26 protein-coding genes are annotated in these 24,664 nt (G+C 51.0%); 15 read left to right on the forward strand and 11 right to left on the reverse strand.

Annotation, left to right across the window (positions count from 1 at the left end):
• Positions 1 to 21: 21 nt before the first annotated feature.
• Positions 22 to 786, reverse strand: coding sequence for a 3-oxoacyl-[acyl-carrier-protein] reductase (fabG, locus tag AWQ22_RS11900; RefSeq protein WP_065711223.1), 765 nt, complete (start codon positions 784 to 786; stop codon positions 22 to 24).
• A 109-nt stretch (positions 787 to 895) separates the two neighbouring features.
• Between fabG and AWQ22_RS11905 the strand changes: the two genes are divergently transcribed.
• Entirely contained in the window at positions 896 to 1,219 is a 324-nt protein-coding gene (locus AWQ22_RS11905; RefSeq protein ID WP_012307964.1) for a co-chaperone YbbN, read from the forward strand.
• A 310-nt stretch (positions 1,220 to 1,529) separates the two neighbouring features.
• Positions 1,530 to 2,093 carry a hypothetical protein gene (locus tag AWQ22_RS11910; RefSeq protein WP_065711224.1) on the forward strand — a complete coding sequence of 188 codons (564 nt, stop codon included), beginning with the start codon at positions 1,530 to 1,532 and terminating at the stop codon, positions 2,091 to 2,093.
• Positions 2,094 to 2,172: 79 nt separating this feature from the next.
• On the opposite strand, the gene AWQ22_RS11915 is transcribed toward AWQ22_RS11910, so the two are convergent.
• Positions 2,173 to 3,321 carry a murein transglycosylase A gene (locus AWQ22_RS11915; protein ID WP_065711225.1) on the reverse strand — a complete coding sequence of 383 codons (1,149 nt, stop codon included), beginning with the start codon at positions 3,319 to 3,321 and terminating at the stop codon, positions 2,173 to 2,175.
• A 331-nt stretch (positions 3,322 to 3,652) separates the two neighbouring features.
• Here AWQ22_RS11915 and AWQ22_RS11920 point away from each other — a divergent pair, with 331 nt between their 5' ends.
• The 10 genes from AWQ22_RS11920 to AWQ22_RS11965 all read left to right on the forward strand — a co-directional run bounded on the left by AWQ22_RS11920 (position 3,653) and on the right by AWQ22_RS11965 (position 12,439).
• Positions 3,653 to 5,353, forward strand: coding sequence for a SulP family inorganic anion transporter (locus AWQ22_RS11920; protein WP_065711226.1), 1,701 nt, complete (start codon positions 3,653 to 3,655; stop codon positions 5,351 to 5,353).
• A 178-nt stretch (positions 5,354 to 5,531) separates the two neighbouring features.
• Complete coding sequence (locus AWQ22_RS11925) at positions 5,532 to 6,950, forward strand: cation:proton antiporter (protein ID WP_012307968.1); 1,419 nt, start codon at positions 5,532 to 5,534, stop codon at positions 6,948 to 6,950.
• A 62-nt stretch (positions 6,951 to 7,012) separates the two neighbouring features.
• Positions 7,013 to 7,363: a cation:proton antiporter subunit C gene (locus AWQ22_RS11930; protein WP_315862417.1), complete on the forward strand. Its 351-nt coding sequence runs from the start codon at positions 7,013 to 7,015 to the stop codon at positions 7,361 to 7,363.
• The gene (locus AWQ22_RS11935; RefSeq protein WP_065711718.1) at positions 7,363 to 8,796 is read left to right on the forward strand and encodes a cation:proton antiporter; all 1,434 of its coding nucleotides are present in this window, start codon (positions 7,363 to 7,365) and stop codon (positions 8,794 to 8,796) included. Before AWQ22_RS11930 ends, AWQ22_RS11935 begins: the two co-directional genes overlap by 1 nt.
• A gap of 40 nt (positions 8,797 to 8,836) precedes the next feature.
• On the forward strand, positions 8,837 to 10,273 hold the full coding sequence (locus AWQ22_RS11940) for a cation:proton antiporter (protein ID WP_065711228.1): 1,437 nt from the start codon (positions 8,837 to 8,839) through the stop codon (positions 10,271 to 10,273).
• Positions 10,270 to 10,659 (forward strand): cation:proton antiporter, encoded by a 390-nt coding sequence (locus AWQ22_RS11945; protein WP_030006875.1) that lies wholly within the window; start codon positions 10,270 to 10,272, stop codon positions 10,657 to 10,659. Before AWQ22_RS11940 ends, AWQ22_RS11945 begins: the two co-directional genes overlap by 4 nt.
• The gene (locus AWQ22_RS11950; protein WP_012307973.1) at positions 10,656 to 10,907 is read left to right on the forward strand and encodes a hypothetical protein; all 252 of its coding nucleotides are present in this window, start codon (positions 10,656 to 10,658) and stop codon (positions 10,905 to 10,907) included. The genes AWQ22_RS11945 and AWQ22_RS11950 overlap by 4 nt, the downstream gene beginning before the upstream one ends.
• Positions 10,908 to 10,912: 5 nt before the next feature.
• The gene (locus AWQ22_RS11955; RefSeq protein WP_041443973.1) at positions 10,913 to 11,197 is read left to right on the forward strand and encodes a monovalent cation/H(+) antiporter subunit G; all 285 of its coding nucleotides are present in this window, start codon (positions 10,913 to 10,915) and stop codon (positions 11,195 to 11,197) included.
• The gene (locus AWQ22_RS11960) at positions 11,184 to 11,780 is read left to right on the forward strand and encodes a DUF4040 domain-containing protein (protein WP_012307975.1); all 597 of its coding nucleotides are present in this window, start codon (positions 11,184 to 11,186) and stop codon (positions 11,778 to 11,780) included. The genes AWQ22_RS11955 and AWQ22_RS11960 overlap by 14 nt, the downstream gene beginning before the upstream one ends.
• A complete protein-coding gene (locus AWQ22_RS11965) occupies positions 11,777 to 12,439 on the forward strand; it encodes a Na(+)/H(+) antiporter subunit B (RefSeq protein WP_012307976.1) in 663 nt (220 codons plus the stop codon). Before AWQ22_RS11960 ends, AWQ22_RS11965 begins: the two co-directional genes overlap by 4 nt.
• 9 nt (positions 12,440 to 12,448) lie before the next feature.
• On the opposite strand, the gene AWQ22_RS11970 is transcribed toward AWQ22_RS11965, so the two are convergent.
• From AWQ22_RS11970 to AWQ22_RS11990, 5 genes are all read right to left on the reverse strand, one after another.
• Positions 12,449 to 13,918: a TM0106 family RecB-like putative nuclease gene (locus tag AWQ22_RS11970; RefSeq protein WP_065711229.1), complete on the reverse strand. Its 1,470-nt coding sequence runs from the start codon at positions 13,916 to 13,918 to the stop codon at positions 12,449 to 12,451.
• 81 nt (positions 13,919 to 13,999) lie between these two features.
• Positions 14,000 to 14,779 (reverse strand): ABC transporter permease, encoded by a 780-nt coding sequence (locus tag AWQ22_RS11975; RefSeq protein WP_012307978.1) that lies wholly within the window; start codon positions 14,777 to 14,779, stop codon positions 14,000 to 14,002.
• A 65-nt stretch (positions 14,780 to 14,844) separates the two neighbouring features.
• A complete protein-coding gene (locus AWQ22_RS11980; RefSeq protein ID WP_012307979.1) occupies positions 14,845 to 15,537 on the reverse strand; it encodes an NrtR DNA-binding winged helix domain-containing protein in 693 nt (230 codons plus the stop codon).
• Positions 15,538 to 15,584: 47 nt separating this feature from the next.
• Entirely contained in the window at positions 15,585 to 16,925 is a 1,341-nt protein-coding gene (locus tag AWQ22_RS11985) for an OB-fold nucleic acid binding domain-containing protein (protein WP_065711230.1), read from the reverse strand.
• Between the two features lie 350 nt (positions 16,926 to 17,275).
• On the reverse strand, positions 17,276 to 17,590 hold the full coding sequence (locus tag AWQ22_RS11990; protein ID WP_065711231.1) for a hypothetical protein: 315 nt from the start codon (positions 17,588 to 17,590) through the stop codon (positions 17,276 to 17,278).
• Here AWQ22_RS11990 and AWQ22_RS11995 point away from each other — a divergent pair.
• Positions 17,578 to 18,249: a pseudouridine synthase gene (locus AWQ22_RS11995; RefSeq protein ID WP_065711232.1), complete on the forward strand. Its 672-nt coding sequence runs from the start codon at positions 17,578 to 17,580 to the stop codon at positions 18,247 to 18,249. The genes AWQ22_RS11990 and AWQ22_RS11995 overlap by 13 nt on opposite strands.
• An 89-nt stretch (positions 18,250 to 18,338) precedes the next feature.
• Here the strand turns inward: AWQ22_RS11995 and AWQ22_RS12000 are convergent, their stop codons facing one another.
• A complete protein-coding gene (locus AWQ22_RS12000; RefSeq protein WP_012307983.1) occupies positions 18,339 to 18,539 on the reverse strand; it encodes a hypothetical protein in 201 nt (66 codons plus the stop codon).
• A gap of 152 nt (positions 18,540 to 18,691) precedes the next feature.
• Entirely contained in the window at positions 18,692 to 19,771 is a 1,080-nt protein-coding gene (gene raf1 / locus AWQ22_RS12005; RefSeq protein ID WP_065711233.1) for a RuBisCO accumulation factor 1, read from the reverse strand.
• 110 nt (positions 19,772 to 19,881) lie between these two features.
• Between raf1 and AWQ22_RS12010 the strand changes: the two genes are divergently transcribed.
• Both AWQ22_RS12010 and AWQ22_RS12015 read left to right on the forward strand, forming a co-directional pair.
• The gene (locus AWQ22_RS12010) at positions 19,882 to 20,712 is read left to right on the forward strand and encodes a BMC domain-containing protein (RefSeq protein WP_012307985.1); all 831 of its coding nucleotides are present in this window, start codon (positions 19,882 to 19,884) and stop codon (positions 20,710 to 20,712) included.
• 49 nt (positions 20,713 to 20,761) lie between these two features.
• Positions 20,762 to 22,264 carry an MBOAT family protein gene (locus AWQ22_RS12015; RefSeq protein WP_065711234.1) on the forward strand — a complete coding sequence of 501 codons (1,503 nt, stop codon included), beginning with the start codon at positions 20,762 to 20,764 and terminating at the stop codon, positions 22,262 to 22,264.
• Here the strand turns inward: AWQ22_RS12015 and AWQ22_RS12020 are convergent.
• Positions 22,261 to 22,608, reverse strand: a complete 348-nt coding sequence (locus tag AWQ22_RS12020; RefSeq protein ID WP_065711235.1) for a c-type cytochrome — start codon at positions 22,606 to 22,608, stop codon at positions 22,261 to 22,263. The genes AWQ22_RS12015 and AWQ22_RS12020 overlap by 4 nt on opposite strands.
• Before the next feature lie 34 nt (positions 22,609 to 22,642).
• The gene (locus tag AWQ22_RS12025; protein ID WP_065711236.1) at positions 22,643 to 24,430 is read right to left on the reverse strand and encodes a phosphodiester glycosidase family protein; all 1,788 of its coding nucleotides are present in this window, start codon (positions 24,428 to 24,430) and stop codon (positions 22,643 to 22,645) included.
• Between the last annotated feature and the right edge of the window lie 234 nt (positions 24,431 to 24,664).

Consider the following 24,664-nt stretch of genomic DNA (forward strand, 5'->3'; position numbering starts at 1 on the left):
CAGAAAAAATAGGCGATCGCTTTAGTGCATCACCATCCCACCATCCACATTAAACGTTTGACCTGTAATGTAAGCAGCGGCTGGATCAGCGGCGAGGAAACGAATCATTCCGGCAATTTCTTCCGGTTGACCATAGCGGCCCAGGGGAATGTACTTGAGAATTTCATCGGCTTCGAGGCCTTCGGTCATGTCAGTGGTAATAAAACCAGGGGCCACGGCATTAACCACGATATTTCGACTGGCCAGTTCCTTAGCGACAGTCTTCGTAAAACCAATCACTCCCGCTTTGGCGGCGCTGTAGTTGGCTTGACCGGGGTTTCCCATTAGTCCGGCCACAGAGGCGATGTTAATAATCCGGCCCCGGCGTTTTTTCATCATCGGTTTAGTGACGGCTTTGGTGCAGAGAAAGACGCCCGTGAGGTTGAGGTCAATGACAGCTTGCCAGGCATCGAGCTTCATGCGCATCAGTAGGGTATCTTTTGTGATCCCGGCGTTGTTGACGAGGATATCAATTTGGCCCCATTGGGCGAGGGTTTTTTCGACGAGATCGTTGACTTGATCTTCCTGGGACACATCGGCTTGAAGGGCGATCGCCTCGCCTCCGGCGGCCTGAATTTCCGCGACCAATGCCTCGGCGGCAGCACTGGAACGGGCGTAGTTGATCACCACCTTTGCACCTTCTGTGGCGAGGGCGATCGCCGTGGCTTTACCAATCCCCCGAGACGCCCCGGTGACGATGGCCACTTGATCCTTCAGACGTTGTTGCGCGGCGGGTAAAAGCTCCATTGCCTATCTCTCCAAAAGTCTTTGCGTTTTGATGACTGGGTTATCATAGGAGTTAGGGTCGTGCGATCGCAACAATTCCCCTCGCAATCTCGTTTCGGAGCTATTTTCCATGGCTGTCAAAAAACAATTTTCCAGTTTTGAAGCAATGTTACAGGCCGCTGAAAAGCCTGTTTTAGTCGATTTTTATGCAACCTGGTGTGGCCCCTGCCAAATTATGGGCAAAACCCTCGAAGAAATCAGTCCCCAAATGGCCAATGAAATTCAAATCGTCAAAGTAGACGGCGATCGCTATCCGGCCCTTGCCTCCCACCACGGTGTCCATGCCTATCCCACCCTCGTGCTCTACAACAAAGGACAATTAGTTTCCCGCATCGAAGGGGCCGTTGCCGCGCCACAACTGATGCAACAAATCCGCCGCGCCCTCCAAAATTAAGCCTTCAATATCACTCTCCTGGTGGCGAGCTTAACGGTTACTGCTCAAAATATTCAATCTAAATCCCAGGGAATATTTACATTTCTTGACCCGGCCGGGTCTTTTTTTGTGAGCAAAAAATCACATCGTAAACTTATGAGAAGAAAGGCTTTTTTCCCCTTCCATTAGGGTTTCGATTTACGTTACAGTCAGAGATAAGGAAATCAAATAAAGTCACAGAAAAATTTTTTGCCAGTAATCCAAAAATTGGGGAATTTTTCGGGACATAATCGAGATTTTTGGCAGTTGATAGAGATTTAGGGAGCGCAATATGGTGTGGCAAAAGTTAAGAAAATTCGCAGGGCATTTCGTGGCGCGGCCAGTGGCGCTGCTGCTGGGTTTAGGCCTGACGGCGATCACCCCAAATTTAGCCCAGGGAGCAACCCTCGAACACCGTGCCCTGAGTCGGAGTGAAAACTTTTTTGCATCCCTAAATACCCGCTTGATTGCCCAGCAGCAAAGTGCCGTTTTCGTTTATGGAACTTCTCCCGTTGCCCAACAATTAGGCCAGGACTACATGGTGCTCCAGGTGAATGACAACAACCGGGTGCAAGGGGTCTTTTACCAAGTGAATTCGGAATATGCTTGCTTTTCGGGCGCGATTAACAACGGTAAGTTAGATTTAGCCGTCCTCGATCCCTACGAACAGGTGGCCTACGATTACCAACTGGATTATGTGGCTAAGGGGTTTGTCGCCGCTGGTGGCGATCGCCCGACGTTGCAGATGGTTCCGGCGGGTTTCCAACCGATCAATGTTCCTAGTGAGCTAGATTATGCCCTGCTCAAAGAATGTGCCGATTTCCAGACGCCAACTAAGGCCGTTGTTGATATTTAACACGCTTTTGAACCTTAAGATTCAGTCCCCCTAGATGAAAAAATTTAGGGGGATTTTTGATCGAGAAATTGGGCGAGGCTTAATCCTTGAGGAGGAGATAGTAAAGATTACCCGGATCGTTGACGAGACCGGCGCGGGTTTGGGTGTTTGGCCCAGTACCGAGGAAAATATCAACCCGGCCAGCCCCTTTGATCGCGCTGCCTGTGTCTTGATCGAGGACATAACGACTGACGGGGAGTTTTAACCAGTCTCCATTGGCCCGCTGGTAGGGGAGTTGGGTCGCAATAAAGGCGATCGCCCCTGGGGGAAAAATGCTTTTGTCGGTGGCGATCGACCGCTCTGCTAAGACGGGAACCCCGATACTACCGATGGGCGGCGACCCGAAGGTTTCCCGGAAAAAGATAAAGCGATTATTGCGGGGAATGTAATTACTGAGTTCTGTGGGATTCGCCTCAAAATAGTCAATTAATTTAGGGAGGCTCAATTCTTCTGGCTGAAAAATCCCTTCATTAATCAACTCCTTGCCCAAGCTGACATATTCATAATCGGTACTGCCATCAAAACCAATGGTCATGGTGCGGCCATCGGTCAGTTGCAACCGGGCGGAACCTTGCACCTGAATTAGATAGGCTTCGAGGCGACTTTTTAGCCAAACCAATTCATGTCCCCGCAAAGGACTATTGCTGGAGGGAATACCATCACGGCCTTCTAAGGCTACACGACCGGGGTGGGGTTGCGACCAAGTTTTAAAACCGGGGGGCTGACGATAGAGGGGATATTGAAATTCGTTAGTTTTAACGGGGCTGGCAACGTAGGCTGGTTCAAAGTAAGCGGTAAAGTCCACCTGGCCCGTGCCATCTTTACCCACAGACCGATAGAAGACAAATTCCCGCTGGATCGCTTGGTGTAATTGTCGGGGGTCGGGATATTGTTGCACCAACTGCCGAAAGCGCACTAGCGATCGCCGCACCTTTTCCCGACTGAAGCCGGGGACTTGTACCGCTGCATAATCCGCTTGGGCAGTATTGGTATCGATGTAGCGCAGGCTATGGTCAATGGCGTTAAGTAACTTTTGGCGTTCTTGGTTTTGCCACAGACCGTAATCCGGTAAGGTGATCGCCCCTGGATTTGTGGTCGGTTGGAGTACCTGGGCGAGGCCCGGTTGACTGACCAAACTTGCGCTGGCTCCCAGGGTGGCAATGGTTAGACTTGACCAAAAAATTTTCATAACATCTTCTTTCCTTAGACGCCCCACAGAATCTTGCCATTGTAACTTGAAGCCTAGAAATCTCCCGATTGCGTCCGGCCATAGGCGATCGCCACCTATGTTTTAGATAAAAAAAACTTATTCAATTCATCAAAAAGATAGTTTTCCCAATGGAGACAATTGGTAGGGGGCTATGGTTAGATGTTAATCAATACAAAATAAAATTTTCATAGATATTAAACTATGCTCCTGTTGCACTGACAACTTAACTCACACCCAACAGGCTAAGCAACGAATCCTTTATGGTTTGTTTAAGTGCTTTGCTCATCACTGATCTGAAAAATGCGTAACCATGCAGATAACCAACAAAATTCACTTTAGGAATATCCGCGGCGATATTTTTGGCGGGCTAACGGCGGCGGTCATTGCGTTGCCCATGGCCCTCGCCTTCGGGGTGGCATCCGGTGCCGGGGCCGAGGCCGGTCTCTGGGGTGCTGTGCTTGTGGGCTTCTTTGCCGCCCTCTTTGGGGGAACCCCCACCCTCATTTCTGAACCCACAGGGCCGATGACGGTGGTTATGACCGCTGTGATTGCCCATTTCACAGCCAGCGCCGCTACTCCAGAAGAAGGTTTGGCGATCGCCTTTACCGTCGTGATGATGGCGGGGATTTTCCAAATTATTTTTGGCTCCCTCAAACTCGGCAAATACGTCACCATGATGCCCTACACCGTGATTTCTGGCTTCATGTCAGGGATCGGGATTATCCTGGTCATTTTGCAGTTAGCGCCCTTCCTGGGACAGGCGAGTCCGGGGGGCGGCGTCATCGGCACGCTCCAAAATTTACCCACACTGCTGAGTAATATTCAACCGGGCGAAACAGCCTTAGCTTTAGGCACCGTGGCGATCATCTGGTTTATGCCAGAGAAGTTTAAAAAGGTAATCCCGCCCCAATTGGTCGCCCTTGTCTTGGGAACGGTAATCGCCTTTTTTGTTTTCCCGCCAGAAGTAAGCGATCTCCGTCGCATCGGTGAAATTCGAGCCGGGTTCCCAGAGCTGGTAAGACCGAGCTTCAGTGCAGGGGAATTCCAGAGGATGATTCTCGATGCGGCAGTGCTAGGGATGCTCGGTTGTATCGATGCCCTCTTGACTTCGGTCGTTGCCGATAGCTTGACCCGGACAGAACATAATTCCAACAAAGAATTAATTGGTCAGGGTCTAGGGAACCTCTTTTCCGGCTTGTTTGGCGGGATTGCCGGGGCTGGGGCCACCATGGGGACTGTGGTGAATATCCAGTCCGGTGGTCGATCTGCACTGTCTGGATTGGTGCGGGCCTTTGTCCTGTTGGTTGTGATCCTGGGGGCTGCGAGTTTGACGGCAACCATTCCCCTGGCTGTGTTAGCGGGGATTGCCTTCAAGGTCGGGGTTGACATTATTGACTGGAGTTTCCTGAAACGGGCCCACGAAATCTCCCCCAAAGGTGCCTTTATTATGTACGGCGTCATTTTGTTGACGGTCTTAGTTGACTTGATTGTTGCCGTGGGTGTGGGTGTCTTTGTGGCTAATGTGCTCACCATCGAACGGATGAGTAATCTCCAGTCCGAAAAAGTCCAAACGGTCAGTGATGCTGACGATAATATCCGCCTGACTACCACCGAAAAACGCTGGTTGGATGAAGGTCAAGGCCGCGTTCTTTTGTTCCAACTCAGTGGGCCGATGATCTTTGGGGTCGCAAAGGCGATCGCCAGGGAACACAATGCGATGGGTGACTGTGACGCTCTCGTCTTTGATATCGGTGAAGTACCCCACATGGGAGTGACCGCTTCCCTAGCCTTAGAAAATGCCATTGAAGAGGCCCTCGACAAAGAACGCCAGGTTTATATCGTCGGTGCTGCGGGCCAAACCCGTCGCCGTCTGGAAAAACTCAAGCTCTTTAAGCGGGTTCCCCCCGATAAATGTTTAATGTCGCGGGAAGAAGCCCTCAAGAATGCCGTGCTCGGAATCTATCCCCATTTGGCGGATGGTGTGACGGCTCCTAGTTCAGAGATGGGTTAAGGCCCTGATCTGCGGTGGGTTCCTGGCTATCTTGGTCTAACCTTCCGGCTTATCTTAGTGCGGTATGGTCGGCAGATAGCCCTCTCCGGGTTCGATGCAACCTATCCCTTTTCACTTTTGTCCCATCCCTGCAATATTTGCGATCGCTTTTTACCACAACGTTTGAGGCAAAAATTCTATGCTAAGTCCCACAATCTTTTCTGGTAGTCTGCCAGGATTGACGGATTTCGTTCCTTCCCTGTCCCTGGCGACAACCCCGGAAGCTGACTATGGTTCATTTGTTTTAACCGGCGTTTTAATGACCCTGGTCGTGATCTATGCCATGAGTAAGTTGGGGGGAGAACTCTCCAAACGGGTCGGCTTACCCCCTGTATTAGGGGAACTGGTCGGAGGTGTTCTAGTTGGGGTCTCGGCGCTCCACCTCATTGTCTTTCCGGAAACAGGGGCCACGGCGGCCGACTCAAGTTTAATGCTGTTTTTGCAGCAGCTTGGTGGTTTAGATGGCACTGCCCTTGAGCATATTTTTGCCAGCCAAAGCGAAGTGATCTCGGTATTGGCAGAGCTTGGGGTCATTGTGCTGTTATTTGAGATTGGCCTGGAGTCAGATCTCCGGGAGCTGAGTAAAGTGGGTTCCCAGGCTGCGGTGGTCGCGATTGTCGGGGTGGTGGCACCTTTCCTCTTGGGGACGGTAGGCCTAGTGACGTTGTTCCATACGCCGATTATCCCTGCTATTTTTGCGGGGGCCGCCCTCACGGCCACGAGTATTGGCATTACCTCTAAGGTGCTGTCGGACTTGGGTCAGCTAAAGTCCACCGAAGGCAAAATTATCGTTGGTGCGGCGGTGATTGACGATGTGCTGGGGATTATTGTTCTAGCGGTCGTCGCGAGTTTGGCCAAGACCGGGGAAGTGGATCTCCTGAATGTGGTCTATCTGATTATTGGGGCCAGTGCTTTTCTGTTGGGTTCGATTCTGCTCGGTAAATTCTTTAACCAAGGTTTTGAGGCGATCGCCGCCAAACTAAAAACCCGGGGCGCGCTGTTGATTCCGGCCTTTGCCTTTGCGTTGGTGATGGCGATTATTGCGAACCTCATCCATTTAGAAGCCATTTTAGGGGCCTTCGCGGCGGGTCTCGTGTTGGATGAAACGGATCTCCGTAAAGAGTTAGACCGTCAGGTGATGCCCATTGCCGACTTTTTAGTGCCGATCTTTTTTGTAACCGTGGGAGCAAAAGCAGACCTTGGTGTTCTGAACCCCTTTGAGTCTGCCAACCGCGCCGGATTAGTGATTGCTGCGTTCCTCATCGTTGTGGCGATTGTCGGGAAGGTAATCACGGGCTGGGCCGTCTTTGGTCAACCGGGGGTGAATCGCTTGGCCATTGGTTTTGGGATGATTCCCCGGGGAGAAGTGGGCCTCGTTTTTGCGGGCATTGGTTCTGCCAGTGGTGTGTTAGATAAGCCCCTAGAAGCAGCGATCATTGTGATGGTGATCTTGACCACTTTCTTGGCACCGCCGCTCCTCCAGGCTGTTTTAAATAAGCCCCAGGATCCGGATGTGCCTGCCGACCGGGAAGCCCTTGAGAAAAGTTTGTCGGTGTAGGAAATCATTAATGGGGGATTGTCGTCAGGGACATCCCCCACTCGGACGGAGGGAATTCAGCCATGTCGATGTCTATGCTCGAAGCCTGTGTGTTTGCAGTAATCTTCATTGGGTTTTTCGGCATCATTTTCAAAAAAAATCTGATTATGAAAATCCTGGCGATGGATGTGATGAGTACGGGGGTGATCGCGTATTACATTCTCGTGGCAGCCCGGGGGGGAATTTTTGCCCCCATTGTGGATGCTGACCAGGGGGCGATCACCTATGCCGATCCGGTGCCCCAAGCGGTTATTTTGACGGCAATTGTGATTGGCTTTTCGATTCAGGCCTTGATGCTCGTGGGCGTGATGAAGTTGTCACGGGATAATCCGACCTTAGAAACCAGCGAAATCGAGAAAAGCCACACGCCATGATCGACGACATCACAATTATTTGGATTTTGTTGCCGTTTGTTGTGGGGTTCAGTATTTATCTCTTGCCCCGCTGGAACCGTTACTTTGCTTTGGCGATCGCCGCTCTATCGGTGGTCTATAGTATCGGTCTGCTTTGGAGTCTAGAGCCTTTTACCCTAGAACTCTTGGATAGCTTCGGCGTCACCCTGATGTTCGATGAACTGAGCGGCTATTTCATTTTGATGAATGGGCTGGTGACGGGGGCTGTACTTCTTTATTGTTTTGACAAACAGAAATCACCGTTTTTCTACACCCAACTGGTGATCCTCCATGGGGCCGTGAATGCAACATTTTGCTGTGCCGATCTGATCAGTCTGTATGTCGCCCTAGAGTGCATTGGGATTGCTGCATTTTTATTAATCACCTATTCCCGGAGCGATCGCTCCCTTTGGGTCGGCCTGCGCTATCTCTTCATTAGCAATACCGCGATGTTGTTTTATCTCATTGGTGCGGTATTGGTCTACCAAGCGAGTAATTCCTTTGCTTTTTCGGGTTTGGCGGTGGCCCCCAAGGAGGCGATCGCCTTAATCTTTTTAGGCTTACTGACCAAGGGGGGCATTTTTGTCTCTGGTCTGTGGCTCCCCCTCACCCATGGAGAATCAGAAACCCCCGTATCTGCCCTTTTATCAGGGGTTGTGGTTAAAGCTGGCGTTTTTCCCCTGGCCCGCTGCGCCCTATTAGTGCCAGAGCTTGATCCTGTGGTGCGATTATTCGGTGTGGGTACGGCTCTGTTGGGGGTTGGCTATGCGGTTTTTGAGAAAGATACAAAACGAATGTTGGCTTTTCACACCGTTTCCCAATTGGGTTTTGTGTTGGCTGCGCCAGCGGTGGGGGGGTTTTATGCCCTCACCCATGGCCTCGTTAAAGGTGCTCTCTTTCTCACGGCGGGACAGTTATCCAGTCGCAATTTTAAGGTTTTGCGCGAACAGTCGATTCCCCGGGCCTACTGGTGGGTCTTGGTGTTAGCCTGTGCTTCGATCTCTGGCTTGCCCTTTTTGGCGGGCTACAGTTCTAAAATTCTGACGATGAAAAATATCCTGCCTTGGCAAAGCCTTGCCCTCAATGTGGCGGCGGTGGGGACAGCGATTTCCTTTGCGAAATTCATTTTTCTCCCGAAAAAAACAGACCCCAGCCTCAAAATTTTGCCGAATTTTTATGGCGCGATTGTGCTGCTCCTGGGGGGGTTGTTTGTGACCAATAGTTTTTACCTGGAAGCTTATCAACCCAGTAATATCCTCAAGGCGTTAGTCACCATCGGCATCGGTTGGCTGGCCTATGGGCTAATTTTCCAGCGGATTACGGTCAAGCTGCCCCGGGTCGTGGAGCAATTTGAACATCTGGTGGGGGTGATGAGTCTTGTGTTGACGGGTTTGTTTTGGCTGGTGTTAGCTTAGGACAACTCTCAGTGGTCGTTAGTTTAGGGAGGAGATAACCATGAATGAATTGACCATTGGCTGGGTAATTTTTCCCTTTGTGGTGGGCTTTAGTATTTATTTACTGCCCAAAATTGATCGTTATCTGGCGATTTTCGTTTCTGTTTGTTCGTTAATCTTTGGTTTTGTCCAAATTTTTCAGCCGGAACCCTACAGCCTCAAGCTCCTGGGAATGTATGGGGTAGATCTGCTGGTGGATGACCAGAGCGGCTATTTTATTTTGACCAATGCGGCGGTGGCGATCGCCGTGACGGTGTACTGCTGGAAAAGTAACAAAAGTGCTTTTTTCTTTACCCAGTTGGTGGTTTTGCACGGGGCCCTCAATGCTGTTTTTGTCTGCGCCGATCTGATTAGCCTCTATGTTGCCCTGGAGGCCATTAGCATTGTGGCTTTTTTGTTGATGACCTACCAGCGCACCGATCGTTCCATTTGGATTGGTCTCAGGTATTTATTCCTCAGCAATACGGCGATGCTGTTCTATCTCATTGGGGCGGTGCTAGTTTACCAAGCAACAAAATCCTTCGCTTTTGCGGGTCTGGCCGAAGCCCCCAGCGAGGCGATCGCCCTAATTTTCCTAGGCCTACTCACCAAGGGAGGCGTCTTTATTTCGGGACTCTGGTTGCCCTTAACCCACTCCGAAGCAGAAACCCCCGTATCGGCGATGTTGTCCGGTGTCGTGGTTAAAGCGGGTATTTTCCCTCTCCTGCGCTGCGGCATTTTGGTGCCAGACCTGGATCTGTGGCTGAGACTATTCGGGCTGGCCACTGCTCTGTTGGGAATTACCTTTGCCATTCTCGAAACCGATGCCAAACGTTTACTGGCCTTTAGCACCATCTCAAAATTAGGGTTGTTGCTCTCAGCACCGGCGGTGGCGGGTTTGGCGGCCCTCTCCCATGGTTTAGTGAAATCTTCTTTATTTTTGATGGCGGGGCAATTGCCCACCCGCAATTTTCAGGAACTGCGCCAAACTAAAATCGCGAGCAGTCTGTGGCTGCCCTTGGCGATCGCCTGCCTGTCGATGGTCGGGATGCCGTTACTGGTTGGCTTCAGCTCAAAGGCCCTACTGCTTAAAAATATTGCGCCCTGGCAGGAAATGGGTCTGAATATTGCCGCCGTGGGGACAGCCCTGGCCTTCGCCAAATTCTTGTTTATTCCCCATGATGCCGCGACGAAATTTACTGCAAAAAGTGTGACCTTTTGGGGGGCGATCGCCTTTTTATTAAGCGGTGTCATCCTCGGCAATGGTTTTTATCTCGAAGCCTATGAATTTTCTAATATCCCCAAGGCCTTGATCAAAATTGCCCTTGGCTGGGTGTTGTACTGGCTGATTATGAAACGTCTCGAATTCAAGCTGCCCCGGATCTTTGAAGAATTTGAGCAGCTGATCGGCGGCATGAGCGTTGTCTTAACTGGATTATTTTGGATGGTGACCCTATGATCGGCATTCTCGATATTTTTCTGATTTTAATGATCTGGTTTCTGCTCACGGCAGACCTGAGTGCCGCCAATATTCTCATCGGCGTGATTATTGCGATCTTGATGCCCGGTAAACGCTTTGATGCGGCTCAGATCAAAGATTGGCTCCATGTGTTTTGGGAAATTATCATTGCGATTCCCCAGGCCTATTTTGAAGCCTTTGAAATGATTTTTCGCCCCCATCTCTATGAAACCGTCACCATGGAGCGGGTGAAGCCAAATCGGACTCCAGGCTTAATTTTTCTCGATATTTTTCTGATTACCTTTACCCCGAAAACAATTGTGCTGCATTATCACAAAGACGGTTGGTACGAAGTTCACCGTGTGCAAAGGAGGAAACTCAAATGACCTGGATTTTTGGGGCGATGATCGGCGCGTTACTGCTGCCAATTTATGAAGCAATACAGGATCAAGATATTTGGCAAAAGCTCCTGGCCTTCGCCAGCATTGCCAGTAAGACCTCGGTGATGATTTTGGTGATTTCGGTGCTGCGGGATGACTGGACGGTCGGGGTTGTCGGTGTCCTAATTTTGTGCGTCGGCAATGCGGCGTTAATGCTACTAGCTCACATTTTGAGGCGGGTGAATTTACCATGAGCACTTTGATCAATATCCTCAGCTACGGCTGCATCATTGTGGGGGTGATCTTTTGGTTTTGGGGCACGGCTCCCCTGCTGGGTAATCGTTCTGTGTTGTTTAAATTGCATACTCTGTCGGTCTCTGACACCTTGGGTTCGATGGCGATTATGGCGGGGCTACTGCTAAAAATTCCTAGGGAATGGCCCCTGCTGATTTTGGCAATTATTGCCCTCGCTATTTGGAACACGGTACTGGGGTATGTGCTGGCCTATTGTTCGAGTCGTGGAGGCGGTGATGAACGGATCTAATTTTGACTGGTTTGTGGGGGCGATCGCCTTGTTATTGCCCGTGACGGGGGGATTATTAGTCGCCCAAAAAAATCCTTACTATGCGTTGGTGATTCGGGGAATCCTGGGGGCGATCGCCGCGCTCCTTTATGCAATGTTCGGGGCGGCGGATGTGGCTTTAACCGAAGCCTTGGTGGGGACGATGCTGTCCATTACCCTCTATGCGGTGGCCGTGCGTTCTTCGATGAGTATGCGTTTAGGGGTTTTGGCCACTGGCACAGATACCGTTAATCTCATCCAAAAAATTAATCCTCTGCTCAAGCAGGTACTGGGCAAATATCATTTACGCCTGGAACCCGTGGTATTTGAAGATACCCAAGCCCTGGGTCAAGCCCTGGCGCAGAAAAATGTGCACTGTATTTTGCAGGTGGATGGCGATGGGCACCTTCATGTCCTGAAAACCCGTGTACCACGGCTCTATGAAATCTTTAAAACCTCAGCCCTGACGGATGTGATCGAACTGCAACTGCTAGAGCCACAGCCTACCCCTGAAGTCGTTGGGCCGTCGTCGCCGCAATCCCTTATGGAGAATCATCAATCATGAAGTGGGTTTACCTTGCCTTTGGTATTTCTTTATTTGTGAAAATGCTCGTCTTCCCGAATTTTGCGATGGAAGGGGAGATTGGGGCGATCGCCGAAGTGGTGGCCGCCGAAGCGGGGGTACCCAATGCCGTATCGGGGATTATTTTGCGCAATCGCCTCTACGACACCGGCTTTGAAGTGATGGTTTTCACCCTGGCGATCATGGGCGTGCGTTTTTTACTGGCCGACGAACACCCCTCGAAGGAAGTTAAGCAATTTACCGATTCCCCTTCCATTGTCCTGGCGCGGTTGGGGGCGACCATTGCGGCCCTGATTGGGATTGAACTGGCCATTCGGGGACACCTCAGCCCTGGGGGTGGTTTTGCCGCTGGTGTTGCGGGGGGGACGGCCATTGGTTTGGTGGCGATCGTCTCTTCGCCTCAATGGATGGATGCCATTTATAAAAAGTGGAATGCGGCGATTCTCGAAAAAATTTCGGTACTGGTCTTTTTTCTCTTAGCAGCATTGTCTCTGATGGGCTTCCAGCTCCCCCACGGTGAATTTGGCACGTTATTTAGTGGTGGTTGGATCACGATCCTCAATATCATCGTGGCGGTCAAGGTTGCCCTGGGTTCCTGGGCGGCGATTTTAATGTTTATTCGCTATCGCGGTTTACTGTAGCCCACGGGATCAACGTAAAACCATGGTTTTTTGCTGGGATTCTAGGAAGCTGGTGATCCATTGTTTGAGGTGATGGGTTGCCCGACAATCATCTTCGTTGTAGCGGACAATGGCCTCTAATAATTGGCGATCGCCCGTTTCTAACCATTGGTCATACCAGCATACGGTTTGATCGCCGCTGACCCCCTGTTCGCGCCATTGGTAACCGAGGCAATTGGCCAGGGCCTTGAGGGAATAACTTTCTACGGGAAACACGAGATATTTTGTCACCCATTGGTGAATATCCATTAGGCGACCCACAATTTTTTGGAGTTGCTGGGGCGGTGTGCCGTATTTTTTCCCCAGGCGATTGAGGGTGTCCCGTTCATAGGGGGAAAAATGAAAAATCGGTGCTTCGGGAAATTGCGTGACAAATTCCACAAATTCTTGCCAAATTTTGCCTTCTTCCTCTAAAGTTTCTGCCACAAAACCGTAAAACTTTTCCCTTTGGTTTTGGTGATCGACCAGATACACCCCCAGGAGATAATCAACGTTGCGGTCGGGTTCTGCTTCGATATCAAAAAAAAGTTCGACGCTTCCCTGGGGAATGGGCTGGGTTTTGTTGGGACGATTGATGCGCCAGACGACTTCTTGGTGGACGATCGCCCGCGCCTGTTGTTGGAGTTGCATGGCGATATCGGCGCCTAGGTGTTGGCCCAGATGTTTGGGGGAGGTTTGGGCGAGGGATTCGAGGGTATTGACGCCGATGCCCTGGAGGGATTCGTAGCGGTTGGGGGTGACGCCGGGCACGAGGGATAAATGGTTATCCGCTTGGGCGATCGCATAGCAATGGTTGTGCCAAGAGCAGAGGTGACAGCGTTGCCGGGAAATAAAGACTTCTGGCTCTAATTCGGGTAATAGGAGGTTAATGCAGTCGGTGATCGTCTCCTGGAGTTTGTCGGCCCAGAGGTCTACGTCAACGCGGTGGGGACGGCGAGCCCGCAAAATGAGTTGGGTTAAGCGGGGCGATCGCCCTTGGATGGCCTCTAATAGAAAAGTGTGGAACATCGCCACCAGCTTGTATTCTGGCTTTGGTTTTTGGCCTAATTTGACGCTGATCGGTCGATAATGCCACTTGCCCCAGCGAGAAGGGCCTGGCTGTCGCAAGAGAACCGTGGGTTTTCCCACCAGGGTTAACTGTTCAATGGGTGTATCGGGCCATTGGTCAAAGTGATACAGTAAGACCCCCCGATAAATGCATTCGACCCCTGCGGCCATCAGTGCTTCTGTTTCGGCAGCACAGGTTTCCCAATCGGCGGCGGCGGGTTCGTGGTAGGGGCGTTGACCCAGATATTCCTGAATTTGGCGCTGGTTTTCCTTGCGTAATTTTTGGAGAAAATCTTTTTCCGATGTCTGCTCAGTGCGATCGCCATACAGGTCTAAAAAAGCCCGACGTTCACACCGCTTAAAATTCAACAACAGATCATCGCTCAGTAACATGTAGCACTCGGAATAAAAGAATCTCCTTGGAAAATAACATATCCCCCTGACCTCAGGCTGAGTAAATCTTTGCGGACTCCTTTAACCTAGGGGAGATTGGTGAAACAACAGGAGCGATAAAAAGAAATCCAACATAAAAATACCGATCCAAGTCGTCACCACCGCTGAGGTGGCAGAGCGGCCCACCTGCTGCGTACTGCCGACGGTGGTCAGCCCCCAACTACAGCCGATAATCCCTACCAACAGACCAAACAGAATCCCTTTGACGCCGACATTAATCAGGTCTCGGGGCTGGAGAAAAGTTTGTACAGACGTTAAAAAATTAATGGGGGCAAGATCATAGAACTGATAGGCGGCTCCGGTACCCCCGATCACCCCCACCACCAAGGCAAAGACCGTTAAAATCGGCAACATCAAACAGCAGGCCACCACCCGGGGCATCACCAAATAATCAACGGGATTAGACCGGAGCATATACAGAGCATCGATCTGTTCGGTAATTTTCATCGAGCCTAATTCCGCCGCAAAGGCCGACCCCACCTGGCCTGCAATAATGCTCGCGGTCAAAATCGGGGCCAGTTCTCGACAAAAGGCGATCGCAAACGCCCCCCCGACAAAACTTTCGGCCCCAAAGGTGGTGAGTTCCCTTGCAGTTTGGATCGTGAAGATCATGCCCCCAAAAAAAGCGACCAGCAGCACTGGCACCAACGCCTTCGGTCCCGCCGTTAGCATTTGTTCCGTGATCTGGTCACGCCGGAGTTTCCCACGCAGGAGACGCCATAGCACCTGGCCCAGCATTAAGCCTGCGCAGTAAAGCCGATACCAGAGACTCGGATCGCGTTTTTCCTCGATGGGTTCCATCTACTTTTGGCGATCGCCTTCAAAATGATGCGACTCTGACAAACTGAACGATCTCCAAACCTGCCTTAAAGCTCGAAATTAAAGCCAGCTTCCTTGAGCCGTTGATATTTAGCCTCATCAAAGGAGTAAAGCCGTGCCGCACGGTGGGCGACCCCAGTTTGCAACTCATCTAATTTAATCAGGAGATCCATTTTAAGGATTTTGCGCCGGAAGTTCCGTTTATCTAACTGGGTTCCTAAAATCTGCTCGTAGAGTTTTTGGAGTTGGGTCAAGGTAAATTTGCGGGGCAGCAGCTCAAAGCCAATGGGTTCATAGCGGAGTTTACCCTGGAGCCGTTGGGTCGCCACATCAATGATTTGCTGGTGATCAAAAGCGACATTGGGCAGTTCATCCAGCGAGAACCAAGCCACAGCATCGGCATCCGTTTGGGCATGAATTGGGTGATCCTCTAGGTTAATCAAAGCATAGTAGGCCACGGTAATCACCCGATCGCGGGGGTCACGATCCGGAGCCCCAAAGGTGTAAAGCTGCTCTAGAAATATTTTTTCGACGCCCGTTTCTTCCCGGAGTTCGCGCATGGCCGCTTCTTCGAGGGATTCATCAAGGCGTACAAACCCCCCCGGTAAGGCCCATTCCCCTTTAAAGGGTTCAACGCCCCGCTGAATCAGCATCATTTTCAGAGTATGGGTGGCGTCGAGGCCGAAAACAACACAGTCAACGGTAACGCTCGGTTTTGGATATTCGTAAGTGTAAGACATAGGATTTATGGGTTTTATGGGTTTCTTTTAAAAAGTAGAAGTAATGGTTAGCTCGCTTGGGCCTGGGGAATCAGGTTTTCGCGGTAGACATGGAAGCCCCCCTGTCGGAGTGCCAAGAGGGCCTGGTGATCGTCCTCGACCCAATAGTCTTGCCCAAGGCGAATAAAGGTGCGATCGCCGCCCCTCCCAACGATCACGATCACCGGGATCCGCCCCCGCTTCTTCTTATCCCCAGCCTGCTGTGACAAAATTTGCTTCAGTCGTTGCTGACTTTGGGTGTGATGAAGCTCACTCGGAGAGAGGCGAATCATCAACATTCGCACCTCTTCAATGGGTTCGAGATCGTCCACAATCAGTTGCGTTCGATCCTCTTTCTGTTGCACTTTGCCCCACACAATGACACGGCTATCAAGCTGTAAGAGTTGCTCAACTTTCTGATAAGTGCGGGGAAAGACAATCCCTTCTACTTGACCCGAAATATCTTCTAATTGAATAAAGGCCATAGGTTCATTGTTGGCCTTCGTAAAAATCTTGCGCATGTCCGTGAGAATCGCCACGGCGCTGACTTTTTTATTGATGTGGTTGGCGATCGCCGTAAGGCTAATGGGTGATAAAATCGGCGAAATCGTTGACCGCAGCTTTTCTAAAGGATGCTCAGAAACATAAAATCCCAGCAATTCTTTTTCTTGCCGGAGCTTTTCTTCTAAGGTTAAATCAGCCACCTTGGGCAACACAGGGGCTTCATCAAATGCCGCTGCCGTATCTCCCAGACTTTCAAATAAATTCGTTTGACCACTGGCCTTTTCTTTCGCTTTCAACTGTGCCCAATCCATCATTAAATCCAGACCCTTCAGCATTGCCTGGCGATTATCATGGAGTGAATCCAGTCCACCACAGGTAATTAAAGTTTCTAGGGCGCGGCGGTTCACAACACGCAAATCTAACTGAGAACAGAGGTCAGACAAACTTAAAAAAGGCCCCGCTTTCCGGGCCGCTAAAATGGCATTGATCGCATTTTCACCAAGGTTTTGAACCGCTGACAAACCAAAACGAATCCCTTGACCTACGGGCTTAAAATCCAGGTCTGACTCGTTAATATCCGGTGGCAAGACCAGGATACCCATGCGCTCGGCATTTTCCCGGTACTTGCGGACTTTATCTTTATTTCCACTGCTGGCACTGAGCAGTGCCGTCATGTATTCAACGGGATAGTTTGCCTTCAGGTAAGCAGTCTGGTAGGTGACGTAGGCATAGGCCGTTGAGTGGGATTTATTAAAACAGTTAGCCGCAATAAGACCCTGACCCAATAAGAAATTATGGTCTTGACTGAGTCCAATATCATAGGTCGGCGCATGGCCAATAAACTTACGGCGAATGATTTTAACCAAAACTGCGAGAACCTTAGGTCGAGATCAACCCTATTCTATATAAAAAAAGTCATATTTTTCAGTTTTGTCTTGGCACACTTTCAGCCGACAGCGACCCACTTGATCCCGTTACTTCATCTTTTTTGTAAAGCAAGTCTCCGCATTTTCACGGAGTCACAGAGGACAAAGGGCCAATTGTTCTATTTTTTAGTTTGCGCAAGCCACAAGGCAATAAAAAATTCCCTTTTTCGATAGTTTGGCTTTAAATTTTAAGCATTGCTATGGTGACATCATAAACAAACTTTTTCTAATCTTTAAAAAAGAGACAGGGTGACTCCATGAAAACTTTTCGTTTTTAACAAAAATGGGGGTCAGCCACGGGAGATGGCGAAGGGAGACGACGGCATTGAAGTTGCTGGAGAGGTTTGGGGCGCAAAGAATTTTCGCAAACCCCATTTAATTAGGCGCTCAACGACAACGGCTGCAATCAAAATCAGAAAAATAAAGGGCACTAGCAAAAGTAAGCCAAGGAGAGGACTTTCCCCTGCTTTTGTTTCAGGAACCACCGCCGGGGCAGTCGCAAGGGGGCTGGGCTGGGTTTCCTGAAGTTGGATTTTTTCTGGTGTCTGGGAGGTGACTTCGGGCATGATGTTAGTAGTCATCTCTTGTTCTAATGCAGCACTCATACGTTTTGCTCCACAAGCCTTATAATGTCCTTTGTCAGTTTACTGATAATAGCCCCCAAGGGTCACAGCGGCAAACGTTGAAGGATTTTGTGCCTGTGCCAGATATTTATTCTGTGGGTCGTTTGGATTTGGATAGCGAAGGGCTTTTATTATTGACCAATGATGCTCCTTTGAAGCATTATCTTTGCGAACCGAAATTTGCTCACCCTCGCACCTATTGGGTACAGGTGGAGAATATTCCAGACGGGCAGGCATTAGAACAGTTGCGCCAGGGGGTAATGGTGCAAGGGAAAAAAACCCGGCCGGCGATCGCCAATCTCTTGACCCCTGAACCAACCGTCCCCGCACGAGAACCCCCGATCCGCTTCCGGAAAAATGTCCCGACGGCCTGGTTAGAACTGACCTTAACGGAAGGGCGAAATCGTCAGGTGCGCCGCATGACCGCCGCAGTAGGCCACCCCACATTACGCCTTATGCGCGTCGCCATGGGTGCAGGGCCAGCGAGATTAACCCTCACTGGTCTAGGGCCGGGGGAATGGCGGCATTTAACGACGGCGGAGATTGGAGCCTTACAAAACCTGGTAAAAAAAGCCAAGCCAAACCAACGATCGCCCCACAAAAAAACAGCCAGCCGCAAACCGAAGGGAAAACGCCGCTGACTATTTTGATCTTGAAAGATGTTTGGAACGAAAACGAAACTCGAAGATTTGCTGGTAGTTGCCCACCAGATCCCTATTGAGAGGGGCGCTTAATAAGCGAGGGTCTCTAGGGTTTCCTTGAGGTAAATGGTGACTTGCTGATCGACGCTGAGGTTCTCAAGGGCGAGGATTTCGCAATGGTTTGCATACCAGCGCTTGAAACCAGAACTGCGGGCGATCGCCTGCTTCAGGCTGTCCCAAATGGCGTGATCTGGGGATGCTTCAGTGTAGGCAGTGGTCGAGTGCGGCATTTTTCACCTCAGGAATAACGCTCTGTATTTCATACTGTAACGCAATCGCCCAGAAAAGTAATGCTATCTAGTACACCGTTAGGGGAAATTTCTAGATAAAAATTTTGGCGCTAAATAGAGAGGAATTCGGGCAAAAGCAGCATTTTTTGCGCTTAATCGTCCATTTGCCAGGGTTCCCGGAGGTTATTCTCATCGAGAATTTTTTTCGGGCGCATCACCAAGAGGACTTGGCCTAAAATTTTGGCGATCGGTGCTTCGGCAAACCAACCCAATTCCACTTTGCCGTCGGCATCCACCGCAAAGTAGCTGTTGTCATTCCAAACAGTTTGTTGACGATCGAGCAAAATCAAAACGGGTTCCGGCTTACCGGGAATGGGCTGAGGCAGTTGATCGGTTTGGTGGAAGATCACTACCGGATCCCCCGCCGTCAGTACATTTTGCCAACTGGGTAGCGGCACCAGACTTGTCGCTGCAGCAACTGTCACGAGATTAAAAGGAGACGCTTGCTTGAGGGGAGACACGCTCAACAGGCGATCGCTTTCTAACGGTAAAGATCCCGCCACCGGAATTAGCAGGGGAACATTGGTGTCTTCGTCGTAACGGTAGAGGGGGAGGAGCGGGGCCGCCTTGGTGGGGCTGGTGGTGAGGTCACTGAGGAGTTGCTCGATTTTTTGCCGGGCGGTGGCAGAATGGGCAAATTTTAACCCCTTGGCGATGAGGCGGGTGCGGTCTTGTAAATCTTTTTTTTGCTTGGCGGAGCGCCAGGCTTGGTAGGCAACGGCATCCCCAGGGTGTTCCGTGAAACCATCGGGAATTTGGGGTAAGCGGGCAAACTCTTGCATCGCCCGGGCCAGTTCCTTTGCTCCATCAAATTCAAGGCTTTTGGCCTGGCACACCTGGGCGGCGATCGCCCTTTGGCTATGACTCAAGATCCGTAGCTCATACAGCACATCAGAACGGGGGCCACGGCAATAGGCCAGCAGATCTTCGGGCACACCACTACTTGCGATGCTTTGGTACACCTGGGCCGCCACAATGATCATATTTTGCTGGGCCGTCTGGAAACCTGTCTGCTCGAAAATTTCCTGGGCGCTATGGCCTGACTGCTGGAGTTGTTGGCAACCAACGCCCCACTCCACCCAAGTCCCTTCCTTGTGGAGTAGTGACCGGAATAAAGCGTCCGTTTCTTCAGGGGAGAGTTTGTGTTCTGGAGATTGCGGTTGTCCAATCATAAAGCCGAATCAAAAGTGGAATAACGTAAAATGATAGGTAAATCAGTATTTGCCCGATAAACTTAATCATAAAGCGAGACTGTTCTAAACCGATCCTTCCCCCAGTTCCTATGAATTTTCCTGCCCGTCGGCAACCCCTCCGCCAAGCACCCCACCGTGCGCATCCGTTTCAAGATTGTGCCTTGGGACTCGTTTCCACTAAGAGCTTTCCGGCAATTGTGGGCACTGCGGACATGATGCTCAAGTCAGCGGCAGTTACCCTTGTCGGCTATGAAAAAACTGGAGGCGGCTACTGTACAGCCGTGGTTCGGGGGAAAACAGCAGATGTCCGCCTGGCCGTCGAAGAGGGGGCACGCACCGCTGCTCAGTTTGATCAATACGTTTCTAAATTAGTCATTCCCCGACCGTTGCCAAACCTCGAAGCCATTTTTCCCATTGGCAGTCACTTGGCAGAAATTGCCCAACAGCAACGGGGCTATAGTCGCCTGAGTAATCGTTCTATCGGTCTCCTAGAAACCCGTGGTTTTCCGGCGATGGTGGGGGCTGCCGACGCGATGTTAAAGTCCGCTGATGTACAACTGGCCTCCTATGAAACCATCGGTGATGGGCTATGTACGGCGATTATTCGCGGTACTGTTTCCAATGTGGCGATGGCCATTGATGCGGGGATGCACGAAGCGGAACGAATCGGCGAACTCCACGCGGTGATGATTATTCCGCGACTGCTAGAGGATCTAGAACACACGCTGCCGGTGGCGGAATACTGGCTAGATAAAGCAGAGCCAATGCCAGACCTTGTGAAGGAAAAAGCGCCCCAGCGCATCGCCTTACCGGAACTAGAACCCGTGTCGGCTCCTTTGGTCATTGAGGCGGAACCAGAAATTGAAAAGGCCGTTGAAGTCGAAATTGTAGAACCTTTTGATCCGGGCCAGGGCTATTAATTCTGAGACAGGGCTGCTATGGTGACCCTGATGTTTTTTTAACGAACTAATGAGGCTGGTATCCTTCGGCTATGGCTGTTTCCTCCTGGGAACGGTGGTGAGCTATTGGGGTTTGGGACGGTTTTGGCCGCCTTTGCAACGCTGGCTGCTGCTACTGGCTAGTGTCTTGTTTTATAGCCTGCTACAACCACAGTTTTTACCATTGCTAGTGGGTCTGACGGCCTTGAACTTTTTTTGGGGTAAACTCCTCGTGCGCCAAGGCCCATCGGGCGATCGCCCCCAGTCTTTGCGGCAAGCTTTTCGATTGTGGCAATGGCAGCCGGGGTACTGGCTGGGCCTGGGGATTTTTCTGAATCTAGCGGTGCTCTTTGGGTTTAAATATATTCCTTTTACCCTGGAGAATCTAGTGTGGCTCTGGCCCTGGCCTGGACTAGAACAATGGGCGATCGCTTTCCCAGAAACTCTGATCGCGCCCCTGGGGATTTCCTTCTTCACCTTCGAATGTATCGCCTATTTAGTAGATGTGTACCGGGGTGCTCCCGCGGCCCAATCCCTATTGACATTTAGCAGCTATAAATTATTTTTCCCTAAACTCCTGTCGGGGCCGATTACTCGCTTTCATATTTTTTCTGGGCAAAGCCGTAGAACCGCAGGCTTATTACTCGACGAAGGGATCGAAGGATTATGGCTCATCGCCAGCGGGGCCGTGAAAAAAGTCCTCATCGCCGACAATCTGGGGGTTTTTGTGGAACTTTGCGCCAATAACCTCGAACGGGCAGGCAGCGGTGATCTATGGCTTTTTATTCTGGCCTATGGCCTCCAGCTTTATTTTGACTTTAGCGGCTATGTGGATCTGGCTCTGGGCAGTGCTAAGTTGCTCGGTTTCCAGCTCCCCACAAATTTTGATTTTCCTTATTTTTCAACGAGTTTGGCAGAATTTTGGCGACGTTGGCACATCAGTTTAGGGGATTGGCTACGCAACTATCTGTATTTTCCCCTGGGGGGATCCCGACGCGGGTTGGGGCGCACCTGTGCCAATCTTTTTGTAGTGATGTTTTTAGCCGGATTGTGGCATGGGGCCGCCTGGGGTTACGTTATCTGGGGTTGTCTCCACGGTTTGGGTCTAGGGATTCATCGATTGGGACAATGGTTTGCGAATCGTTGGCTGTGGTTAGAGAATTTCTGGGCGTCGCTGCCGGGAATACTGGGGGCATGGCTCTTGACCCAGGCGTTCGTGTTTTTGAGTTGGATTCCCTTCCGTTTACCAGATGGCCTCCGTGCTGTCTTGCTTTTGCGACATCTGTGGCATTATCCGGGGGATCTGCAATTTACCCAAAAAATTTATTTGGAAGGGCTTGGTTTAGGAAGACCTGATTTTTTGGTGCTGTTGGGTTTGCTCCTATTGGGCATGGGAGGAGCATATCTAGTGCAACGCCAGTGGCAACTCCAACTGAATTGGGGCCTTAAAGTGGCGCTGATTCCCCTCTGTTTCTACGGTATTTTGATTTTTGGGCCAGAGGGGAATATTCCTTACATTTACTTTGATTTTTAAGATTTCCAGTCGGTTTGGGATTGCTGGAGGACGTATTGGGAAACAGCCTGGATTTCTTCGGGGCTGAGTTTGTCACCGTAGGCGGACATATTGCCTTTCCCCTGGGTAACGAGATTGGCGATCGCCTCTACAGAGGTATAGCCATTTTTCGCCATGGCCCGTTTTTTGAGATTTTTGCCGCGCCGGACAATGTTGCCACCGTTGAGATGACAGCCGGCGCAATGGGCCTCAAAGATCTGGGCGCCCTGCTCGAGATCAGCACCAAAGGCAGGGGTCGCCAGGAGGGGCACCAGCAACAGAACGATCATCACAAAGACAATGACTTGGACAAGGCGTTTATTCATCGGTAGTTTGGGCGAGGATTAGTGTGCGTCGGTTCTATTCTAAAAACAAGCCGATACCGTTGTTAACCCGTCCGGCGGTAGTGGGGTGGCGATCGCTTAAATTAGCACCAAGGGCGAGGGCCGAAGATCCACCTCCATCTAAATTCAAGGCATCCGTGGCTCCCAGACGGCGGAGAATATTCGCCCATTCGTTGAGGGTTGCCCCGGCCGTTTCTTCTGCCGCGCCGTGGAGGGTCACCAGCAATATTTTGTTGTCTCGGGTTTTGGCGATCGCACTGCGGGAAGCTGACTGGATATTGAAGGCCGTACTAAACTGTTCTGCCTGGCCATTGAGAACAACCTGACCATTTTTCAGAAGGAGCGGCCCACCACCGACAATATTCGGTAACGTCGCAAAACTATTGGGGGTAAATCTGGGTCGCCGTTCTAGGGTCACCCCCACGGGAAATTTGGCCGCCCCGGTGCGAAAGGAGCGGAAGACCAACAAATAACCACCCTGGGGAATTTCATAGCTATTTTGGCCCGCTTTCCCCGCCGTTTCCTGGCGAATGACCTGGTCGCGGCCCCCGGAGGTCATCACCGTCAGCACAATTTCATTATCAACGGCTGTGGTGTAACGACTGCCCCAGGCGCGGTCATACAGGGCGGCCCCGGCTTTCACATAGCCGCTATTGATCAGTTCAACCCCGACCTGTTCGCCATTGCCCGCAACAATATCGGTTTCGACTTTGAGGCGGTCAAATTCCCAGCGGCCCGCATTATCCCAGGCCACCGCCCCCCGATTGAGAATCGGCCCTGAACGCAAAGCTCGATTGCCTTGGACAATTCCCAGGGGATATTGGTTATTGCGGTTAAAAAAGCCCGCATTAATGGCGGCGATCGCCTGATTGGTGTCTGCCTGGATCAACAGGGGCGCTAACCCTACGATTGTGTTGTTATCTGGGGTGATTGGCTTAAGCTGGAGTTGCCGTTGGGCCGGGTCAATTTCGAGCCAAGTCACCCGCACAGGCCCAGAACTGGCCGCAACATTTTCCTGTCGCCACTGCACCCCAGGGAGCCATTGCACAGACCGATTTTGATTTTCTGGTTGCGATCGCAAATCGACCACTAGGCGGGGGGGATTCGCCAAACTAAAGACCTGGATCTCTGGGGCCCCCGCTTTAAAGACAAGTTCCGTTAAACCGTTGCTATCGTTGAGGGTAAACGGCAGTGCATTCGCCGTTAATTGCGCCCTAAGCCGTTGGGCCGTCACTCCATAATCACTCTGGAGCCGCAGTTTTGTGGGGCTCACCTTTTGCCAGAGTACAGGCCGGTCTAGATCAATGACCAAGCGCGTGCCCCAGGTCTGTTGCCCCTGGCGGACACTCAAAATTTGCCCCTTAGGCGTCGTCAGCTCAAGGACATTGCCGTTGGGCCGAGCCTGCCACCGTTGTGCTGCGGCCAAAGCGGTCACATCGAGGTAACGGTAGGGAGCGGCAAAGCGAATCGGCAATTGGTAGGGAGTATTGTCAAACCAGGTGACTGGTTGTTGTCCCAAATCGAGGCCATTCCCCAATTCCATCCCCAGGGTTTTTTCCAAGGTCATCGACTCAATCCCCAGACGCACTGTGCCATTTTCTGACCACTGAGCCCAGGCTCCCCGGAGGGTTTGCCCATTGAGGCGAATTTGACTGCCCTTGGCTTGGATTTGGGTATTAAGGCTCACGGGATTGGCGCTCGCCCGCGGACTTGCCAAGTCTCCCACCAGCAAATTAGGTGTCCCAAAACTCAGCCCAAAACAACCCACTGTCCCCAAGAACCATTGCCAACGACGTAATCCCATCAAAGCCTACTCTTTCCTTACAACATCAACAAACACTGACTTTATCCCAGGGGAAATGTTTCACGCCCCCCAAACGACTGCCCTTTAACGGTATTCCCTATTGTTAAATGAATTTATTTCCTATAATATTGCTACGCTGTCTTTAGCGCAGATTTTGTCAAGTTAAAAATTAAAGAGCGTTAACGTCATCCCCTGGGGAAATGCAGTCGCTAAAATCCTGCCCAAAGCCACGAA

Origin of the sequence: Picosynechococcus sp. PCC 7117 (assembly GCF_001693275.1) — a bacterium.
Classification (GTDB): domain Bacteria; phylum Cyanobacteriota; class Cyanobacteriia; order Cyanobacteriales; family MRBY01; genus MRBY01.

Bases quoted from the DNA above. Each gene is read 5' to 3' on its own strand.
- AWQ22_RS11950 (WP_012307973.1), top strand. From the start codon at position 10,656: ATGACCTGGATTTTTGGGGCGATGATCGGCGCGTTACTGCTGCCAATT.
- AWQ22_RS11995 (WP_065711232.1), top strand. From the start codon at position 17,578: ATGCAGCACTCATACGTTTTGCTCCACAAGCCTTATAATGTCCTTTGT.
- fabG (WP_065711223.1), bottom strand. From the start codon at position 786: ATGGAGCTTTTACCCGCCGCGCAACAACGTCTGAAGGATCAAGTGGCC.
- raf1 (WP_065711233.1), bottom strand. From the start codon at position 19,771: ATGATTGGACAACCGCAATCTCCAGAACACAAACTCTCCCCTGAAGAA.
- AWQ22_RS11915 (WP_065711225.1), bottom strand. From the start codon at position 3,321: ATGAAAATTTTTTGGTCAAGTCTAACCATTGCCACCCTGGGAGCCAGC.
- AWQ22_RS11970 (WP_065711229.1), bottom strand. From the start codon at position 13,918: ATGTTACTGAGCGATGATCTGTTGTTGAATTTTAAGCGGTGTGAACGT.
- AWQ22_RS11980 (WP_012307979.1), bottom strand. From the start codon at position 15,537: ATGTCTTACACTTACGAATATCCAAAACCGAGCGTTACCGTTGACTGT.
- AWQ22_RS12015 (WP_065711234.1), top strand. From the start codon at position 20,762: ATGAGGCTGGTATCCTTCGGCTATGGCTGTTTCCTCCTGGGAACGGTG.
- AWQ22_RS11925 (WP_012307968.1), top strand. From the start codon at position 5,532: ATGCTAAGTCCCACAATCTTTTCTGGTAGTCTGCCAGGATTGACGGAT.
- AWQ22_RS11965 (WP_012307976.1), top strand. From the start codon at position 11,777: ATGAAGTGGGTTTACCTTGCCTTTGGTATTTCTTTATTTGTGAAAATG.
- AWQ22_RS12000 (WP_012307983.1), bottom strand. From the start codon at position 18,539: ATGCCGCACTCGACCACTGCCTACACTGAAGCATCCCCAGATCACGCC.
- AWQ22_RS11905 (WP_012307964.1), top strand. From the start codon at position 896: ATGGCTGTCAAAAAACAATTTTCCAGTTTTGAAGCAATGTTACAGGCC.
- AWQ22_RS11945 (WP_030006875.1), top strand. From the start codon at position 10,270: ATGATCGGCATTCTCGATATTTTTCTGATTTTAATGATCTGGTTTCTG.
- AWQ22_RS11940 (WP_065711228.1), top strand. From the start codon at position 8,837: ATGAATGAATTGACCATTGGCTGGGTAATTTTTCCCTTTGTGGTGGGC.
- AWQ22_RS11920 (WP_065711226.1), top strand. From the start codon at position 3,653: ATGCAGATAACCAACAAAATTCACTTTAGGAATATCCGCGGCGATATT.
- AWQ22_RS11975 (WP_012307978.1), bottom strand. From the start codon at position 14,779: ATGGAACCCATCGAGGAAAAACGCGATCCGAGTCTCTGGTATCGGCTT.
- AWQ22_RS11960 (WP_012307975.1), top strand. From the start codon at position 11,184: ATGAACGGATCTAATTTTGACTGGTTTGTGGGGGCGATCGCCTTGTTA.
- AWQ22_RS12010 (WP_012307985.1), top strand. From the start codon at position 19,882: ATGAATTTTCCTGCCCGTCGGCAACCCCTCCGCCAAGCACCCCACCGT.
- AWQ22_RS11910 (WP_065711224.1), top strand. From the start codon at position 1,530: ATGGTGTGGCAAAAGTTAAGAAAATTCGCAGGGCATTTCGTGGCGCGG.
- AWQ22_RS11930 (WP_315862417.1), top strand. From the start codon at position 7,013: ATGTCGATGTCTATGCTCGAAGCCTGTGTGTTTGCAGTAATCTTCATT.
- AWQ22_RS12020 (WP_065711235.1), bottom strand. From the start codon at position 22,608: ATGAATAAACGCCTTGTCCAAGTCATTGTCTTTGTGATGATCGTTCTG.
- AWQ22_RS11990 (WP_065711231.1), bottom strand. From the start codon at position 17,590: ATGAGTGCTGCATTAGAACAAGAGATGACTACTAACATCATGCCCGAA.
- AWQ22_RS12025 (WP_065711236.1), bottom strand. From the start codon at position 24,430: ATGGGATTACGTCGTTGGCAATGGTTCTTGGGGACAGTGGGTTGTTTT.